We start from the raw sequence: 19,083 nt of genomic DNA, 5'->3' as shown, positions 1-19,083 counted from the left end.
AATTAAAGAAGTAAATAAATGAAAAGAAGAGGCACCATTGTAATGCTTGCAGTCATTGTAATATTGACAATCGCAGGAATCTGGTACATTGTGGTTAAGGATATGGAAGATCCTGTAACCTATGAAACTGAAACGGCTGAAATGCAAACCATCGTGAAGGAAACCGTAGCGACGGGTAGCATAGTTCCTAAAGAAGAGGTGAATATCAAACCTAACATTTCAGGAGTGATTGAAAAGATTCATGTGCAAGCAGGAGATTATGTTGATGCTGGCGACTTGATTGCTGATATTAAAGTAGTACCTAACGTGAGCTCCTTGACCAGTGCAAAAAACAGCATTGCGGCCCAGCGTACAGCCGTGCAAACTGCAAAATTAGCCTTGGATAATCAGACTGCAATCTATAACCGCCAGAAAGAGCTTTTTGATAAAGGAGTGATATCTGCAAATGATTTTGATCTGGCACAAAACAACTTCAATAATGCCCAGCAACGTTACCGTCAGGAACAAGTTTCCTTAAGTGGCGCTAGCCAAAACTACGACATCATAAGAACAGGTACGACAGCTGGATTAGGAGAGTATGCGAATACCAATGTACGAGCGACAGTTTCAGGGATGATTTTAGATGTTCCAGTTAAGGAGGGAAATCAAGTGATTGAATCCAACAATTTTAATGAGGGAACTTCCATTGCGCTGCTGGCAGACATTAATAAAATGATATTTGAAGGTAAAGTGGATGAAAGTGAAGTAGGTAAAATTAAAGAAGGATTACCATTGGAGATCACTGTTGGTGCTTATGATAACAGAAAATTCAACGCTACTCTTGATTACATTGCTCCTAAAGGTGTTGCTGAAAACGGTGCTATTCAATTTGCCATTAAAGGAACGCTGGAGCCCTCAGAGAATAATTCATTTATACGAGCAGGTTTGAGTGCTAACGCTAGCATCATACTAGATAAAGCTACTGATGTACTTGCGATTAAAGAAGCACTAGTGCAGTACGATCCTGAGACTAAAAAGCCGTTTGTAGAAGTGGAAACTGGCGATCAACAATTTGAGCGTCGAGATGTAGTACTGGGACTGAGTAACGGAATTTTCGTAGAAGTGAAGGAAGGTCTCTCAAAAACGGATAAGATTAAAGTATGGAATGCTCTCAAAGCGCCTGCTGCTACTGGTAATTACGGTGGTTAGAAAATAATCTGTAACAATTCATATTTAAGAACTACCTATAGACATTAATCGATTATGAAGAACTTAATTATTTGTGCTGCTTTTCTAGGGTGTTTCGCTTTCGCGAAAGCGCAAACATCACCAAATCCAAACAATCAAAAGCAATGGACTCTAGCCGAGTGTGTGGAATATGCACTTGAGAATAACATCTCTATTAAACAAAGCCAACTTGATATTGAAACCGCAGATGCCGATAAGCTGAATGCTTTGGGAAATTTTATGCCAACTGTTAACGGGTCAGCAGGACTATCAGAAAACACTGGTTTGAGTTTCAACCCAGTAACTAATAATGCACAAACTACGACCTTTTTATCGGTGACTGGTAGAATCAACGTAGGCTACACATTATTTGATGGTTTAAGAAATGTACGCCAGTTACAGCAGGCTAAGATTGCTCAAATTGCCAGCCTTTACAGACTGGATAAGATGAAAGACGATATCTCCCTATTTGTAGCAAATAGTTATCTAGATATTTTGACAAATAAAGCTAATCTAGAAGTGCTACAATCACAAAATCAGGTAACCCTAGATCAGATTGAACGTACACAGGAATTAGTGGATGCTGGTCAATTGCCTGAAGGAGATCTTCTTGAAATTAGGGCTACTAGTGCATCTGAACAACAGCAAATAATTAATGCACAAAATGCCGTTACCATCAGTAAAATCAGTTTGGCGCAACTGCTGCTTATTAAGGATTACGAGAACTTTGATATAGCAGATGCTGATTATGACATTATAGATGAAAGTATAGCTAGCAGATCTGTAGATGAGATCATTGCAGCTGCAGAGGACAATCGTTCTGAAGTTAAAATTGCTGAGAAAAATGTAGAGCTAGCTGAAAAAAGTCTCCAGATTGCAAAGGGAGCTTATTACCCTAGTCTCAGTGCCTTTTTTGGATACGACACTAGATATACAGATGCTACCTCATTTTCTCAAACACTAGACAGAGACAATCCAACAAGAACAGAGGTGATTGGTACTGTTGAAGGTACTGGTCAAAATGTAATTGGTGAATTTCCAAACACGATAACGACCATTCGTGGTGCTGATCCTTTTATTGATCAACTGTATCAAAATGACGGTATTGGTTATGGTTTTTCATTAAATATCCCAATTTTCAACGGGTTTAGTACACGTAGTAACGTGCAACGTAATCAGGTGAGCCTTAAACGTTCAGAATATCAATTAGAACAAGCAAAACTTGACCTAGAAAGTAACGTTTACCAAGCTTATGTGGACGTAAAAGGTGCTCGAGAATCCTATGAAGCTGCAAAAAGAGCTACGGAATCCCAAGAACTCGCTTATGATTATGCAACCCAACGCTATGATGTTGGTTTAACAAATGCCTTTGATTTTAGTCAAAGCAAGTTGCGTTACGACAATTCAAAAATTAACCTTAATCAGGCAAAATTCAACTACCTGTTTAGACTGAAAGTACTCGAGCTGTATTTTGGCATCGAACCATCAGACTTAAAATTATAGATCATGAATAGAAAGTTACTAATAGCACTAATTGTTGTTGGAGTTTTAATAGCAGGCTATGTTGCCTTGAAACTAGCAGGTGTCATAGGGTCCTCAGATACAGGAACTCCCGTAGAAACCATGCTGGTTGAAAAGATGGATGTAACTGAAACAGTTAGCGCCACAGGAAAGATTAAGCCAGAGGTGGAAGTTAGTATTTCACCTGAAGTACCTGGAGAGATTATTCAATTAAACGTGAATGAGGGTGATGCGGTTGAAAAAGGACAACTTCTAGTCATGATCAATCCAGACCTTTTAGAATCCAGCGTCAGTAGGTCTCGTGCAGGTCTTTCAAACTCTAGATCTAATTATGCTCAAGCCCAGGCAACACTTGCTGAAGCTAAAGCTAATTTTGATCGCAGTTCTCAACTTTTCAAAAAAGGGGTAATTTCTCAATCGGATTATGATACAGCGTTAGCAAACTATGATCGTGCGAAAGCATCAGAAAGATCAGCTTATTTCAATGTTCAAAGTGCCGCCGCTACGGTTAATGAAGCTGCAGATAATTTAGGTCGGACTAGCATTTACGCACCTATGACAGGAACCGTTTCATTGCTCGCGGTAGAATTAGGAGAACGAGTGGTTGGAACTCAGCAAATGGCAGGAACAGAGCTTTTACGAGTTGCAGATTTGTCACAAATGGAAGTGGAAGTAGATGTGAATGAGAATGACATTGTCAAGATCAACGTGGGTGATAAGGCCATTGTCGAAGTAGATGCCTACTTAAAGAAAGAATTTGAAGGACAAGTTACAGAAATAGCCAATACCGCCACTGGGGCCTTAACAGCGGATCAGGTCACCAACTTTAAGGTGAAAATCAGAATTCTATCAGAATCTTACAAAGACCTGACAGAAGGTAAACCAGACAATTACAGTCCTTTTAAACCAGGAATGACTGCTACTGTAGACATCATTACAAAACAGAAGAAAGATGCTATCGCAGTTCCTATAAGTGCAATAGTTGTTAAGAACGACACCACTTCAACTGAAACTAATAAAATGCCAGTTACTTCTACTACTCAGAAGTTCGAATGTGTTTTTATTGAGAAAAATGGAAAAGCTGAATTACGTGTGGTAAAAACAGGCATTCAAGACGATAAAAATATCGTGATCACTTCTGGATTAAAACCTGGAGAAATTGTGATTACCGGACCTTACCGCACTGTGACAGATGTTCTCAAATCTGGAAAACCAGTAAATTCTAAGAAAGTTGTTGAGGTTGCTGAAGAGTAACTAATAAACTACAGTTCCATGCCTATCATCTTATGTATTGAGACGACCTCTACCAATTGCTCTGTCGCACTAGCTTCAGAAAAAGGGGGGTATAAAAATGATATGAATGTAAAGAATTGCCTTGACCTGCTAGAAGACAAGAGTGATTCGTATAGTCATGGAGAATTGCTCCATGTGTATATCAAAGAGCTTTTGAATAGGAATAATTTAACGATTGAAGATTTAGCTGCTGTCGCTATTAGTAAAGGACCTGGATCCTATACTGGTCTTAGGATAGGTGTAGCAAGTGCTAAAGGATTGTGTTTTGCGCAAGACATTCCACTTATTTCAATAGATACTTTGAGAGCCCTATCCTTACAGGTACCTCAGAACAAAACGGTCATACCTATGATGGATGCCAGAAGAATGGAAGTCTACAGCGCCGTGTATACAAATGGAGAGTTGAAAGAAAAGGTTGCCGCTACTATTCTTGAAGAAGATTCTTTCCAGAGGTATCTGAAAAGCGGCGACGCCACAGTATTAGGCACGGGTGCAGCTAAATTTCAGGAGCTCACAGCAGATAGGTCAAACGAGTATGTATCTTCAGTGCCTACTGCCTTGACGATGTGCAATCTCGCCATTCAAGCCTATAAAAAAAGCGATACCGTTGAAGATATCGCTTATTTTGAACCCTTTTATTTGAAAGAGTTTAAATCTAATTAAGTGTTTTATCTATTTCAAACGTGATTTTAGCATTCACCCGGTATTCCGTAATATTATTGTCATTTAATTGTGCGCTTTGCTCATGGATGCAAACAGACTTGATATTCTTAACACTTTTGGAGGCATAAGCTACTGCATTTTTTGCAGCATATTCCCTTAATTTATAGTTATTAACTAGAACTTCAATTACTTTTAAAATGACTATGATTCTTACCTAAAGCTCACTCTTCAAAATGTTGTTGCACAACGATTAACAAGATGTTGACTTTACAGTATTTGCTAGATTTATTTAGTTTAGACTCGCATAATACCTGGCAACACCTTTTAGACCTCTTAGGTTTTCATCAAACCTAATATTTTTATCCGCTATATATTTTTCCACTCTTGCTTTTACATGATCTGGAAAATTGTTACTTATCCTTTTTTCATGGTTCTCTAATATGAATGATGAACCGTCGTTGTTGATATAATAGAAATGCTCAGTTTTTTGAAATTCAGGTTTAAAATAGTTTAAACCTTTGCGAATTTTCATACTTCTTTTTAAAGCCAAAAAAGATCCATTCTCATAGGATTCAATGATCTCCACATAAGAATTTACTGATTTTCCTTCATTGGAAAAGCTCACAAACCGGAAACGATCTCCTTCAATAAGTATATCATAGTTCAAAGCTTTAGGTAATAGCTGTATACTTTGGTTGCCTAGGTTGGTCCCTTCTATTTTCATGAAGTCTGCATACATATTATAGTTCAAATTCAAGTTCACTGGATTGCTTTCATTATCAATAAATATGATTTGTGCTGGTTTGAATTCATCGTAAAGAAAAGGATATCCAGAAACGTTTGACGGCTCAGTCAAATTTTCATGATAGGTATAGCCATAAGGTGAGCCAGGCATTAGATCACCATCTCGAGGGTATTGTGAGGAAGTTCCAATTGTAGCTTGTGCATTGCTCAGAGCGCTTATCATGGTTAAAACAGCAGTTGTTGTAAACAGCATATATTTCATAATTATTTCTTTGAGTTATTATTGTTTATTCTAAAATCCAATCATCTTTTTTCATAGTTCATGCTTCTATTGTACGCATTTAATTTAGACTCACATAGTACTTGGCAACACCTTTTAGACCTCTCAAATCTTTTGTAAAGCGAATATTGTTATTAGTTATGTACTCTTTAATTTTATCTTGATCTGCCTTGGGCAAAGCATCTATAATAGTGTTATCATTTTTAAGTTGTAAAGCTCTTCCGTCTGTATTGATTAAGTAATAGCGTTGAGAACTAACGTAACGATCTTTTCCTGGAAAAATCTCTTGAATTACTTTAGACCATTGTATAGCCAGAAAGGACCCATCGTCAAACGTTTCAACAATTTCAACGTGGGTATTCACTTCGCTTTTATTATGTGTGAAATTGATGAACCTAAATCTCCTTTCACCCATTAAGATATCGTAATTCCAACCTCTAGGTAATAATTCAATATCACTAGACGTAGTAGCTTCATCTTTTATTTTCATAAAATCTGCATATGCATTATAGTTCAATTCAAGATCTATAGATTCTTCATCAGAATCAGTGAAGATTATTTTTGAAGGGACTGCTTCTTCAAAAAGAAACGGAGATCCTTGGACACTCCTAGGCTCGGTAACAGATTTGAGAGAGGGGTCTGTGTTCGGTTCAATGAACGCATAGCCACCAGGCATCCGATAGGTATTCGGAAATTGATTAGACCCTACGATTTGTGCCTGCGACGAAAAAGTCACAGAACAAAACGCTAAAAAACCTAAAATGTGAAAAAATCTCATAATTAAAAACTATTTAAATGACCTTCTTTAAATATACGAAGTCAACTTTTTAAAAAGATTTCATTAACTCTTTTTTAAAAGTTAAAATACAGATAAACAGTCATATACCTGTGTAATATCAATTTGACCTGTATTAAAGTCTACATTCTTGACAAAAAAAAGTCCGCTGAACAGCGGACTTCAAAATCTTAGAAAAATTTGTTATTCGGAAAAATTCTTACGAAAATTAAATGCTATTATAATATCTAGCAACTCCCTTAAGTCCTTTCAAATCATCTTCAAACTTTACGTTTTTCTCTTTGATATAATCTTTAACCATATCTTCAGCTTTTGATGATAAGTTATTAGTTATTCTTCGTTTGTGATTTTCCATTTCTATCGCGGTACCGTCAGATTTAATGTAATAAAAGGCATCATCAGATTTATAGCGATCATTAGTAGTTAATGCATAAGAGCTACCATTCGATACTGCTTTCTGAATTTCTTTAGTCCTATGTAATACTAGCAAATCACCATTTTCATAAGAGTCTAGGATTTCCACATAGGATTCAATATATGATCCATCAACTTTAAAATCTATATACCTAAACCTCTTGTTATCTATAAGAATATCAAAATTAGAGGCTCTTGGTAGCATACGAACTTCATCCTTGTTTTCTTCGTCTGAAAGCATTTTCATCAGGTTTGCATAGACGTTATAATTAAGATACATGTTGATCGGTTTTTGATCAGTTCCTACAAAAATGATTTCTGCAGGCATGTATTTATCAAAAAGTAACGGGTCACCATCAACTTCTCCAGGCTCAGTTAACTGCATCGTGGTTAATTCTGAATTTTGGAAGGTTTGTAAATCCAATTGAGTTCCAGTGGAAGTTTTACCCTCTTGAAATAATTGTGCGCTCATGCCGCAGCTTACAACTAGGGCTAAAGCAATACTAATGTGTTTTAAATTTCTCATAATTAAGTAGGTTTGTTGTATTTAAGGCTTCACAAATTATGCCATAAATTTATCCATTTATCGCTACAACTCTCTGAATCTTACCGGGAATCATTTCTTTCATCATGGTTTCTATCCCGTTTCTTAAAGTCATGGTTGAACTAGGGCAACCACTACAGGCACCTTGCAGAATAACATTTACCTCCTGAGTTTCTTCATTATAGCTGTCAAAAACGATATTTCCTCCATCACTTGCCACCGCTGGTCTGACGTACTCATCTAGAATCTCAACGATCTTTTTAGATACCTCACTAAGGTTTTCAAATTTGGGAAGATCCATGATTTCTCCGCTTTCTTTTACAGTGCCCGACTGGTAAGTAGAAATCCCTATTTCATCACCTTTCTCAATTCCTTCCTTGATAAAAGAACGTATTTGATGAGTCACTTCCTGCCACTCCACGATATCATGTTTGTGCACAGAGATGTAATTCTCGTCCACATACAATTCTTTCACAAAGGGGAACTGATATAGCTTTCGCGAAAGCGAACCAGCCTCAGTATTCTCAATAGTTTTAAACTCTTGACTATTGACGACCAACTTTTTATTGGCCACGTATTTCATAACAGCAGGATTGGGAGTTGCCTCCGCATAAACGGTAACTGCGGTCTTTTTCGCTTCAGCTTCTTCAGGAATTAAGGCTTTCCCGCTATTTAGATACTTCTCAATTTGCTCTGCTACTTCATCCTGGACGTCATTCCATTCCACAATATCATATCGCTCAATAGCAATAAAATTTTGAGCGATGTAGACCGTTTTAACAAACGGCAGATAAAATAATTGCTGCGCTAGTGGGGACGGCTTAGCATCATCTATGTTTTTAAATTCATAGCTGTGATTTTTTACTAGAAATTCACTGCTTTCAAATTTTACAATTGCTTCATTAGTGGTAGGAACCACTTTAATTTGGTGTTCACTCATGTCATCTCATTTTCAGCTACAAAGATAGATAGGAAGCAAGGAACTACTAGAAAATAGGCAAAGGATTAGGTTATAGCGAGATTTAAAAATGAAATCCAAATTCCCTATCAGGTGATCTGCTCTCATTTCTTGTCTTTATATGATATATTTGAATCGGCGATTCATTAGAATACTGGTTTACGGATAAAACATTTCGATAATCAGCACGTTAAAGCCTTAGACCACTTATAAATGAAGCATTTTTTACTACTCATAATTCTTTTCGCCTCAGTACAACTTAGTACCGCTCAAGAAGGAATTCCAGTATATCAGGATTACTTAATGGACAACTTGTACCTGTTGCACCCATCTATGGCAGGTGCTGCTAATTGTGGCAAAGTGCGCGCAACGGCAAGACAACAGTGGTTCGATCAACAGGATGCTCCTAACTTACAAACCCTTAGTTTCAATACAGGCGTTGGGCAGAACAGCGGTATAGGGGCAATCGTCTTCAACGATAAAAATGGATATCATTCACAAACAGGAGCTTATTTATCCTATGCGTACCACTTACAAGTGGGTGGTGGTTATGAAGATTTGAATCGAGTATCCTTTGGGATGAACGTTGGGATGGTACAAAGTCGTCTAGATGAAACTAGTTTTGACCGTACCAATTTTGACCCAATCATTACAGGGGTTCTAGTGAGCGACTCTTATTTCAACATTGATATTGGTGCTTCCTATTTGTACAAAGACTTTTTCCTTCACGCTACCGTCAAGAATGCGATTTTTCAAAATAGAGAAATATACTCTGAAGGTTTTGAGAGTACAGACCAACTGCGCTTGATTGCTAACGCAGGTTATTTAATTGCTCCAAAAGGATCAGACTGGCAGTTTGAACCTTCCGTACTTTACCAGCGAACCAATAGAACTAAAGAGCAATTTGTAGATGTGAATGCCAAAGCTTTTTACGACCTCAATGAAACCACAGTTCTTTATATGGGAGCTTCCTACAGACAAAGTTTTGAAGGGGCAGAATTCCAAAATGGAGCTGATGTTCAACAGCAAAACTTATCCTTATTGTCTCCGTTTCTAGGAGCTAAAATCAACAACTTCACCGTCGGTTACACCTATAGCCAGCAATTTGGCGATGTACAATTTGCCAGCGGTGGCTTTCACCAGATTACTTTAGGGATCGATTTCCTTTGTACTAAAGATCGTTGGAGCTGTAACTGCCCAGCGGTAAATCTATAAGCGCATTTCATTTGTCTGAAACAAGAAAACTTCTCAATGACGAGTTAGAACGGTTGTCGCCAGTTCGCTTTCGCGAAAGCGAAAAAACCCCACTCATCATCGTTCTAGACAACGTTCGCAGTTTGAATAATGTCGGGAGCGTTTTCCGTAGTGCCGATGCTTATCGTGTGGAAAAAATCTATCTATGCGGAATCACCGCACAGCCGCCTCACCGGGAAATTCGTAAAACAGCTTTAGGCGCGACAGAATCTGTCGCCTGGGAATATGTTGAAGATACTCTAGAAGTAGTTCAACAACTGAATGCTGCAGGATATCAAACCTGTGCCATTGAACAGGCCGAGCGTTCTCAAAATTTATTTCACTACAGCCCAGATAAAAATTCTAAAGTTGCGATAGTTCTAGGAAACGAAGTAAAAGGTGTTCAGCAGGCGGTTGTTGATGCTTGTGATACTGTGATTGAATTGGATCAATATGGGACTAAACACAGTTTAAACATCGCCGTTTGTGCAGGGATCGTGATTTACGATATTTTCTATAAAATCAGTCCGCTGCGATAGCCGCTGCAATTTGCTTTAGTACGTTGAGGTAATCTTCTTGATTATTTACAAAATCAAGATCAGTTACATCAATCACTTTGATGTTTAAGTCTTTCTGAGAGCGGATGAATTCCGCATAACCTTGTTGGATCTGAGCGAGATAATCTGCTTCTATGTTTTGCTCATAGTCTCGACCACGTTTTTTGATGTTCTCTAGCAATCGCTCTTCCGTCTGATATAAGTAGATGTATAGGTCTGGCTTCACCAACTCTTTATACATCATGTTGAACAAGCGTTTGTAAAGCGCATATTCTTCCGCTTGCAGGGTGATTTTACTAAAGATGAGTGATTTGATAACATAGTAATCAGCTACAGTAAAATTCGTGAATAGATCATGCTGTGCGACGTCATCACTCAATTGCTGGTAGCGATCAGCGAGAAAGGACATCTCTAACGGGAAGCTATATCGTTCCTTGTCCTCGTAGAATAATGGCAAAAACGGGTTGTCTGCAAAACGCTCCAAAACACATTTCCCATTAAAATCTTCACTAATCTTAAGGGCTAGACTGGTTTTGCCAGATCCTATGTTGCCTTCAATCGCTATGAAATTCAATTGATCGAGGGGAAATTGGTTCAATTGGGTTTGGAAGCTGGAGGCATTCTGGGAAAGCGATATGCCGCTTTGATCTACCATGTCTGTCAATTCCTTAGAAAAAGTCAAAGCCTCAATGGACTTCTGGAATTTAGGATGTATCACATCTCTAGCAATTGCGTTTAAGGGCTTCATTACAAAGTCGCGATCCTGCATGTGGGGATGAGGGATCACCAGACCTGCCTCGTTCACTATGATATCATCAAACAATAAAATGTCTAAGTCAATGACTCTGTTTTCATAAGTTGCTCCAACCTTCGGTTTTCTACCCATGGAACTTTCTATTCCTTGTAGAATTTCTAAGGTTTCCATAGGACTTTTAGCAGAATGTACTAGTAAAGCACTGTTTAAAAAATCATTCCCAGTAAAGCCCATCGCTGGAACTTCATAAACTGGTGCCACTTTTATAATTAAGCCTAATTTTTGCTCAATAAGATCAACAGCATTGCATAGGTTCTCAAACCTATCGCCTAGGTTACTTCCTAAAGCAATGAAAATCTTATGGTTATGTGATGAGGTGATGGCAATTACTTTTGCAGCAAATTAAGGAATTATAGCCAACTGCTGTGGTACTTTTGTGGTAATATGAAACAGCTCAAAGGCAAGGAATTACGACTCGCACACCGTATTTATCTCGTGCTGGCTGCTTTATTCATATGTTCGCTGGTAGTCTCAAATTTGATATTTCAAAAGTTTTTTTTCTGGAATCCTTTTGGTTGGTTCCGCTTTGAAATATCGGTGGGTTTATTGCCTTATCCTATTACTTTCTTAATAACAGATTTAGTCAGTGAGATTTATGGCAGGCGCAAAGCTAATGACTTAGTACTTGCGGGTATTTTTGCTTCCATCTTTAGTTTAGGGATTATTTATTTGGCAGATATCGTACCAGCAATACCTGAAAGTGCGATACAAAATGACGTCTTTAACTCTGTATTTGGAGCGACCACTCTCGCTGTAATTTCTAGCATGATGGCCTATTTGTTTGCGCAGTTTGTTGATATACAGATTTATCATTTCTGGAAGCGGGTCACTAAAGGGAAAATGCTGTGGCTGCGCAATAACTTGAGCACCTTCTTTTCACAATTTGTAGATACGATGTCGGTATTATTATTGCTCTGTTATGCAGGTATATTACCTTGGGATAAATTTTGGCCGCTGTTAGGTGCAGGGTTTCTTTTTAAAGTCCTGGTAGCATTACTAGACACCCCATCGCTCTATGCAGGAGTATACATTTTCAAAAGGCTGTTTCACTTAGAACAAGGCCAAGAAATTCAAATTGACTAAAAGATCAAATGACTATGAAGAAATTTTTCAAAATATTAGGTATAGTAGTTTTACTGCTCGTGGTGGTTGTGATAGCTGCACCATTTGTATTTCAAGATCAAATCGCCCAGGTGGTCAAGGACAAATTGAACCAGTCGCTGGATGCTGAAATTGAATTTGGTGAGGTTGACTTGAGCTTCATAAAAGCCTTCCCAGATGCGCGATTGAATATTGCAGATCTATCCATCATTAATAAGGCGCCATTTGCAGGCGACACCTTGTTTTATGCACAGGAGACCTACGTTGACATGCCGCTATTTGATGTATTCAATGACGCTAGTGAGCCCATTCGCATTAATGAGTTGATTGTGGATGGAGCCGTTTCAAGGTTAAAAGTGGATGAGAACAATATTTCCAACTGGGATATCGCTTCCGCGAAAGCGGAAAAACAACCGCAAGACACTACATCTGGATTTAATCTTGCGCTGCAGCACTACGAGATCAACAACTCAGAACTTTCCTATGAGGACGTGACCACAAAAAATTTGTTGATTCTTACTGATATTCAACACAGTGGAAACGGTGACTTTTCCTTGACAACAAGTACGCTGGATACAGAAACAAGTGCCAAAGTGATCTACAGCCTCGACAACATTGAATACCTATCGGGTCAAAATGTCCAACTGGACGCTGATATCTTGATGGATCTTGAAAACCAAAAGTATACCTTGAAAGATAACAAAGCTCTAGTCAATGCTCTGGAGCTAGAGTTGCAAGGTTACATTGATCTAGAAGAAGACTATACCATGGTAGATCTTACATTTTTTGCACCTTCTTCAGACTTTAAAAATTTCTTTGCGTTAATTCCAGAAACCTACAGATCTAATCTGGATGGGATTACTACAACAGGAGATTTTGTGGTAAATGGAGAAATTAAAGGTCAAGTATCTGATAATTTAATTCCGACGATGGACATTAATGTAAAGTCAAACAATGCTTCCTTTCAGTACCCTGACTTACCTCAAAAAGTAACAAACATATTTATCGATGCCCAACTAGTGAACAAAACAGGTAAAGTGGATGACACTTACTTGAATATTGCAAATACATCTTTCAACATAGGTAGCGATAGATTAGAAGGTCGTGCCATGGTGACCGCATTGACTAGTAATATGAAGGTGGATATGAATGTTAAAGGGAATCTAGACCTTGATAACCTTTCTCAATCTTTTCCGATGCCAGAAGATATTGACTTAGGGGGACGTCTAGCCTTAGACATGGCTGCGCAGTTTGATATGGAAAGTATCGAGAAAGAGCGTTATGAGCGAGTAAACACAAGGGGGATAGCGACACTAACAGACTTTAAATATATAGGTGATGCGTTCGAAAACCCTTTTTTAATACGTAGAGCCGCCATAGACTTGAATCAGTCCACCATTAGATTGGATGATTTTGACGCGATCACTGGAAATACTGATATTAAAGCGAGTGGTACGATCAATAACTTGATAGGTTTCTTGATGAAAGATCAAGGCTTGAAAGGAAACTTCAAATTGAATTCTAACAGTTTTGATGTCTCTGACTTTATGGAAGAGACTACTGAAGTTGCATCAAGCAATCAAACCACTACGGCATCTACTAAGGAAGCCGTGAAAATCCCAGCATTTCTAGATGCTAATCTGGACTTCAACCTCAAAGAAGTGCGTTACGATGGTTTAACCCTTAAAAATGTTCAAGGGATAGCAGCAGTGCGTGATGAGACTTTAACGATGAGCGATGTGCGTAGCGATATTTTCGGTGGTGCGATAGGACTTGCAGGTATGGTGAGTACTAAAGGAGCGCAACCGGTATTCAATATGAATTTAAACATGGATAATCTGGACATTGCCCAAGCCTTCAATGGGTTTGAGATGTTCCAGAAATACGTTCCTATTTTACAAGCCTTACAGGGAAAAATAAATACAGACATTCAAATCAAGGGGGATTTGTCTAATGACTTGTCGCCTATTTTAACCAGTATCAATGGTAACGCCCTTGCGGAGTTGCTTACTCGCGATATTAAAACTGGCGCAGCACCACTTTTAGATAGACTGGATCAGCAATTATCTTTCATCAGCTTAAAAGATATCGACTTGAGTGATTTGAAAACCAAACTTAAATTTCAAGATGGTGCGGTTCAAGTAAGCCCATTCGATTTTAAGATAAAAGACATTGTTGTAACCGCTAGCGGAAGGCATAGTCTAACTAATGAAATGGATTACACTATGGATCTAAATGTTCCAGCAAAATACTTAGGTAAAGAAGGAGCTTCTTTATTGTCTCAACTGCAGGCAAGCGATATAGAAAATCTGACTGTTCCAGTTCCTGTAAGATTCAGCGGTTCATTTGCTAAGCCTAATGTTCAAGTAAATCTAGAAGCAGCAGTAACAAATTTGACCAACCAAATTGTTGAAATCCAAAAGCAACGATTGAAAGAAAAAGGGCAGGATGCGTTAGGTGGAGCTATTCAAGACATTACCACAGGTAAAAACCCGCTGGGTGGAATTAAGGATATCATCAAAGGGAATAAGCCAACAGTCAATGATACTGCAGCAGTGAAACAACCTGTGGATTCCGTTACCAAACAGCCTGTTCCAAAAGAACCAGTCAAAGAAACAGCCCGAAATATTTTAAACGGGTTGTTGAACAAAAAGAAGGACACGACGAAAAGTTAGAGATTAGAGAAATTTATTATCATTGATTGAAATACCCTTATATTTTGATCTACTAAAGCCTATATCTTTTCTGATGAAATATCTTCTTTTACTAGCACTCTTGTTTTTATGTAACCTTATTAGTGCGCAAGACGCGGTTTTGACTGCTACAAATTCGTCAAGTAGCGAAATCAGGGAATTTCAGGAAAATCGAAGTATTCGAGTAGTGACAAACGATGGTGAAAGATACAATGGTAGGTGGACTGCCGTTAGTGCCGACTCTATCAGCATTGATTCCTTAACTTTAGCACTCACAGATCTCAAAAAAATAAAAGCGCACCCAAAATTATTTATGGCCCTCCAAAGTACTGCGTTTGTTTTTGTTGGAACGGTAAGTGGTCTCGTTGGTATTGCTCTCACGGGTTTTGCTCCAATCGTAGGGATTCCAATCCTTGGAGGAAGTATAGCGATAATTTATGCAGGAATTACAGGTATGAATATTTTCAAAGGGTATAAGACAAAGGACGGATGGGAATATTCGATTACTATTTCTAAAAACACATCTAATCCCACAAGTTGGAATTGATGCTACAAAATCTTTATAGCAAGGAATAACCTTGATCCGTAAATGAATTATACAATCATCTTTCTATTTGTAATTGCAGGTATAAGTTCCTGTAAAGCTCAATCAACCACGACTGCAAAAAACGAGTCGATTTCTCAAATAGAAAATACTACAAAAGCCAAAACCAATAAATTCCCAGAAGCGTCAGGTTTTGTGTCAGACTTTGAGGGCGTTTTCACTCAGGAACAAGCTCAAAAGTTGGAAAGAAAGCTAGATGAGTACCAATTGAGAACTGGTAGGATCATCGTAGTAGTTACGGTCGAGAATATCGCACCTTACAACGATATCAAAAATTTTGCAGTGGATTTATCCAATGAATGGGGAATAGGCGATAGAGATAAAAATGATGGTCTTTCAATTGTTCTCAGTACAACATTACGAGAAGTTCGAATCTCTACTGGACTGGGAACTGAAAAAATACTTACTGACGAGATCTGTCAAAATATTATCAATACCATCATGCTTCCCGAATTTAAAAACGGCAACTACTATGAAGGAATCAATAGGGGTTTGAATGCTTTGGCAGACCAATGGAAATAATCTAGCAGTTTTGATGGAAGACGCAACCATTTTTGAGTTTTTACATCTAGATTGAAACACAACAGTTATGATACCCCCCCCCCCCCATAATTACCAGAATTGCAATAGGTAGTATGTTGTTGTGCGCATGGATGTGCGGGTGTGGCGACGATGGGTATGAAGACAGTACCTATCTGAGAGTTGAAACTTCAAACATTACGACTGTGACTAACGTCCAGACAAATTATAGTGTTGGAGATATTTTATACTTTGAAACTAACATACCATTTCTGTTAACCAGTGCTTCTGGAAAACCAATTGATCTTGAAGAAATCCAACTAGAAGCCTCGCAGATTGGAAGTGTAATTTCGCTTTACAAGCTTAATGACGTCGGAGGTTTCGAGCCAGTTTTATTGACAAGCAACCAACTTGTTGGAGATGCTGGGGTCTATGAGGAATTTGTAACTTTTTTCTATGAGAAGACTTCTAGTGGATTTACTAATCGCATGGGAATTAAACTTGACACGGCAGGAACTTATGAAGTGAGATCCAGTAACCTTGCTAAAATGCCCATATTCTATCAACTAGACGCATCGATTACTGACACCAGAATTGATTTGACGTCATTTCTTAAGCAAAGCAGTCCTGATCGTGACTTTACATTTACCGTAGAATAATCAATCTACTTTAAGATCCACCACAAAACCTTCATGACTGCGTACATTCATGACGGTTCCATCTTCAAAAATGAAGTATTGCCCTTTGATACCTACTAGTTTTCCAGTGTGTTCTGGTGCTTTAGCCAAGTTGACGCTGGTTACTTTTTTTGGATATTGGAGCACTGGAAAATTGATGTGAGTCTCTTCTCTAACAGGAAGAATAAATTCTTGGGCTTCCTGTGGGATGAGGTCGAGCACGCTTTCGCGAAAGCGTAATAAATCCACATCTTCAATGCTATTAGTCAGCATTTTTCTCCAGTTGGTTTTATCAGCAACTTTTTCTTTTAAGGCAATCTCAGTTATCCCAGCCAGATAGCGGTTAGGAGCCTCGAGTATGGCGATAGCCTCATGAGCACCTTGATCTATCCAGCGGGTAGGGATTTGAGTTTTGCGAGTCACGCCTACCTTAATGTTGCTGGAGTTTGCCAGATATACCATATGTGGTTTGAGCTGCACTTTTTTCTCATATTCTAGATCTCGATCTTCTTCATCCAGATGTGCCCGACTTAATTCTGGCTTCATGATCCAGTCGCCGGCTTGCGGTATGTTAGAAAAACAATCGTAACAAAAACCTTGACGCCATATTTTTTTATCCAATGCACAATTAAGACATTCATTTGCTACATGCTTGATACTTAACTGATGATCCAGCAGCTGGTTGACGTGTATAAATTGATCTTTAAAAACAAGGTAGTATTGTACGGTATCCTTGAGTTCTGTTTGCATTTTACGTATCGTACCGCTTAGAACCATTTTTATAATTTTTGTGCGAAAATGTAGCTATATTGCTCCAAAAATACCTTAATCTGACTAGAGCGTGGCTATTCCTTTGATCAATTCTGTAGTGTCGTGGTTTCTCAAGAAACGCATTCACGATATGGAATTATTTATGAAACACCCACAGGAGCTTCAGAATAATTTATTGATGGAGCTGGTGGATCAGGCCAAAAATACAGAGGTGGGTAAAAAGTATGGATTCAGCTCTATAACAAGCTATAAGCGATTCCAGGATCAGGTACCTCTTTCTCAATATGAAGATGTGAAGCTGGATATTGATCGTTCAAGGAATGGTGAGAGCAATATTTTCTGGCCAGAGGAGGTCAAGTATTTTGCCATGTCTAGCGGTACAACTAGTGCTAGGAGTAAATTCATTCCAGTAAGTCAACAATCGTTGCAAGACTGTCATTATGCAGCTGCTAAGGATTTGCTGTGCATGTACCTTAATAACAATCCAGACTCCCAACTATTTACTGGGAAAGGTTTGCGTCTAGGTGGCAGTAAGAAATTGGATAAATCCTCAGGAACTTCAGCTGGAGATTTGAGCTCGATTTTAATTGACAACATGCCTTTCTGGGCTGATTATAGTTCTACTCCAGGCAATGAGGTGGCATTGATGGACAACTGGGAGAAAAAAATGCCCGCCATTGTTCGAGAAACTATAGATGAAAAAGTAACCAGTCTTGCTGGTGTTCCTTCCTGGATGATGGTTTTGCTTAATAATGTATTAGAAACTACAGGAAAACAAAACATCCTAGAAGTATGGCCAGACATGGAAGTGTTTTTCCATGGTGGGGTGAGTTTTGAACCCTATCAAGAGCCTTTCCGCCGGTTGCTTCCTGATGCTGATATCAAATATTATGAAACCTATAATGCAAGTGAGGGCTTTTTTGCCATTCAAGATAGGAACGATAGTAAGGACTTACTGCTCATGCTAGATTATGGAATTTTCTATGAGTTTATACCCATGAGTCATTATGGAACGGAGTTCCAACAAGTGATCCCGCTGGAGCAAGTAGCGGTGGGTGAAAATTATGCGATTGTGATCACTACTAATGCTGGTTTATGGCGTTACAAAATAGGTGACACAGTACGCTTTACCAGCACCTCCCCATATCGTATTAAAGTAACTGGTCGTACAAAGCATCACATCAACGTCTTTGGTGAAGAATTGATCATTGAAAATGCTGAATCTGCATTAAAGCAAACCGTTCAAAAGATTCCTTGCATCATTAAAGACTATACAGTCGCGCCTATATTTATGGAAGGCAAGGAAAAAGGAGCTCATGAATGGATCATCGAGTTTGAAGAAGTACCCTCTAATGCAGAAGAATTTAAACTCTTACTCGATGAAAATCTACAAGCTGTGAACAGCGATTATGCTGCCAAAAGAAATAACAATACCACTCTAAAAGAACCTTTGATCCATTTTGCAAAAGGCAATGTGTTTTACCTCTGGTTGAAGTCAAAAAATAAATTAGGCGGTCAGCACAAAATTCCTAGATTATCTAACAGTAGAGATTACCTAGAGGAGCTTCTAATTATTCATAACACCTTAGGTTGATAATCCTTAGCTGAAGTCAATTCGTGCATAGATTTAACGGCTATAATTTTCCTATTCCTAAGTTGGAGCGTACTTTTGCTTATTCAAATTTATTCTAAATA

The 19,083-nt window shown here is 38.4% G+C and carries 19 protein-coding genes; 12 read left to right on the top strand and 7 right to left on the bottom strand.

The window, feature by feature from the left end; all coding sequences use genetic code 11:
- Positions 1-18 precede the first annotated feature (18 nt).
- From NMS_RS03190 to tsaB, 4 genes are read left to right on the top strand one after another with little or no spacing between them, the layout of a single operon-like run.
- Positions 19-1,188, top strand: a complete 1,170-nt coding sequence (locus NMS_RS03190; RefSeq protein ID WP_041495370.1) for an efflux RND transporter periplasmic adaptor subunit — start codon at positions 19-21, stop codon at positions 1,186-1,188.
- Between the two features lie 54 nt (positions 1,189-1,242).
- Positions 1,243-2,709 carry a TolC family protein gene (locus tag NMS_RS03185; RefSeq protein ID WP_041495369.1) on the top strand — a complete coding sequence of 489 codons (1,467 nt, stop codon included), beginning with the start codon at positions 1,243-1,245 and terminating at the stop codon, positions 2,707-2,709.
- Between the two features lie 3 nt (positions 2,710-2,712).
- Positions 2,713-3,981, top strand: coding sequence for an efflux RND transporter periplasmic adaptor subunit (locus tag NMS_RS03180; protein ID WP_041495368.1), 1,269 nt, complete (start codon positions 2,713-2,715; stop codon positions 3,979-3,981).
- Positions 3,982-3,999: 18 nt separating this feature from the next.
- Positions 4,000-4,683 (top strand): tRNA (adenosine(37)-N6)-threonylcarbamoyltransferase complex dimerization subunit type 1 TsaB, encoded by a 684-nt coding sequence (tsaB, locus tag NMS_RS03175; RefSeq protein WP_041495367.1) that lies wholly within the window; start codon positions 4,000-4,002, stop codon positions 4,681-4,683.
- Here tsaB and NMS_RS13665 read toward each other — a convergent pair.
- From NMS_RS13665 to NMS_RS03155, 5 genes are all read right to left on the bottom strand, one after another.
- Positions 4,676-4,870: a dodecin family protein gene (locus tag NMS_RS13665; protein WP_316931178.1), complete on the bottom strand. Its 195-nt coding sequence runs from the start codon at positions 4,868-4,870 to the stop codon at positions 4,676-4,678. The genes tsaB and NMS_RS13665 overlap by 8 nt on opposite strands.
- A gap of 102 nt (positions 4,871-4,972) precedes the next feature.
- Positions 4,973-5,689: a hypothetical protein gene (locus NMS_RS03170; protein WP_041495366.1), complete on the bottom strand. Its 717-nt coding sequence runs from the start codon at positions 5,687-5,689 to the stop codon at positions 4,973-4,975.
- 79 nt (positions 5,690-5,768) lie between these two features.
- Positions 5,769-6,485 (bottom strand): hypothetical protein, encoded by a 717-nt coding sequence (locus NMS_RS03165; RefSeq protein ID WP_041495365.1) that lies wholly within the window; start codon positions 6,483-6,485, stop codon positions 5,769-5,771.
- A 226-nt stretch (positions 6,486-6,711) separates the two neighbouring features.
- On the bottom strand, positions 6,712-7,443 hold the full coding sequence (locus NMS_RS03160) for a hypothetical protein (protein ID WP_041495364.1): 732 nt from the start codon (positions 7,441-7,443) through the stop codon (positions 6,712-6,714).
- 49 nt (positions 7,444-7,492) lie between these two features.
- A complete protein-coding gene (locus NMS_RS03155) occupies positions 7,493-8,401 on the bottom strand; it encodes a NifU family protein (RefSeq protein ID WP_041495363.1) in 909 nt (302 codons plus the stop codon).
- Between the two features lie 231 nt (positions 8,402-8,632).
- Here NMS_RS03155 and NMS_RS03150 point away from each other — a divergent pair, with 231 nt between their 5' ends.
- Both NMS_RS03150 and NMS_RS03145 read left to right on the top strand, forming a co-directional pair.
- Positions 8,633-9,634: a PorP/SprF family type IX secretion system membrane protein gene (locus NMS_RS03150; RefSeq protein ID WP_041495361.1), complete on the top strand. Its 1,002-nt coding sequence runs from the start codon at positions 8,633-8,635 to the stop codon at positions 9,632-9,634.
- 11 nt (positions 9,635-9,645) lie between these two features.
- Complete coding sequence (locus NMS_RS03145; protein WP_041495360.1) at positions 9,646-10,191, top strand: RNA methyltransferase; 546 nt, start codon at positions 9,646-9,648, stop codon at positions 10,189-10,191.
- Here the strand turns inward: NMS_RS03145 and folK are convergent.
- Positions 10,175-11,344: a 2-amino-4-hydroxy-6-hydroxymethyldihydropteridine diphosphokinase gene (gene folK / locus NMS_RS03140; RefSeq protein ID WP_041495359.1), complete on the bottom strand. Its 1,170-nt coding sequence runs from the start codon at positions 11,342-11,344 to the stop codon at positions 10,175-10,177. The genes NMS_RS03145 and folK overlap by 17 nt on opposite strands.
- Positions 11,345-11,407: 63 nt before the next feature.
- On the opposite strand from folK, the gene NMS_RS03135 reads away from it, so the two are divergent.
- From NMS_RS03135 to NMS_RS03115, 5 genes are all read left to right on the top strand, one after another.
- Positions 11,408-12,106 (top strand): queuosine precursor transporter, encoded by a 699-nt coding sequence (locus NMS_RS03135; protein ID WP_041495358.1) that lies wholly within the window; start codon positions 11,408-11,410, stop codon positions 12,104-12,106.
- 14 nt (positions 12,107-12,120) lie between these two features.
- On the top strand, positions 12,121-14,799 hold the full coding sequence (locus NMS_RS03130) for an AsmA-like C-terminal region-containing protein (protein ID WP_041495357.1): 2,679 nt from the start codon (positions 12,121-12,123) through the stop codon (positions 14,797-14,799).
- Positions 14,800-14,872: 73 nt separating this feature from the next.
- Entirely contained in the window at positions 14,873-15,364 is a 492-nt protein-coding gene (locus NMS_RS13385) for a hypothetical protein (RefSeq protein WP_052476678.1), read from the top strand.
- 42 nt (positions 15,365-15,406) lie between these two features.
- Positions 15,407-15,943, top strand: coding sequence for a TPM domain-containing protein (locus NMS_RS03120; RefSeq protein WP_052476676.1), 537 nt, complete (start codon positions 15,407-15,409; stop codon positions 15,941-15,943).
- A 113-nt stretch (positions 15,944-16,056) separates the two neighbouring features.
- Complete coding sequence (locus tag NMS_RS03115) at positions 16,057-16,599, top strand: hypothetical protein (RefSeq protein ID WP_148311324.1); 543 nt, start codon at positions 16,057-16,059, stop codon at positions 16,597-16,599.
- Here NMS_RS03115 and NMS_RS03110 read toward each other — a convergent pair whose 3' ends face one another.
- Entirely contained in the window at positions 16,600-17,394 is a 795-nt protein-coding gene (locus NMS_RS03110) for a DUF2797 domain-containing protein (protein ID WP_041495355.1), read from the bottom strand.
- Between the two features lie 64 nt (positions 17,395-17,458).
- On the opposite strand from NMS_RS03110, the gene NMS_RS03105 reads away from it, so the two are divergent.
- Positions 17,459-18,982 carry a GH3 auxin-responsive promoter family protein gene (locus NMS_RS03105; protein WP_041495353.1) on the top strand — a complete coding sequence of 508 codons (1,524 nt, stop codon included), beginning with the start codon at positions 17,459-17,461 and terminating at the stop codon, positions 18,980-18,982.
- Positions 18,983-19,083: the final 101 nt, after the last annotated feature.

The sequence above is a fragment of the Nonlabens marinus S1-08 genome, from assembly GCF_000831385.1.
Taxonomy (GTDB): Bacteria; Bacteroidota; Bacteroidia; order Flavobacteriales; family Flavobacteriaceae; genus Nonlabens; species Nonlabens marinus.
Note: the sequence above shows the minus strand (reverse complement) of the source record. Positions and strands in the feature narration are given on the sequence as shown.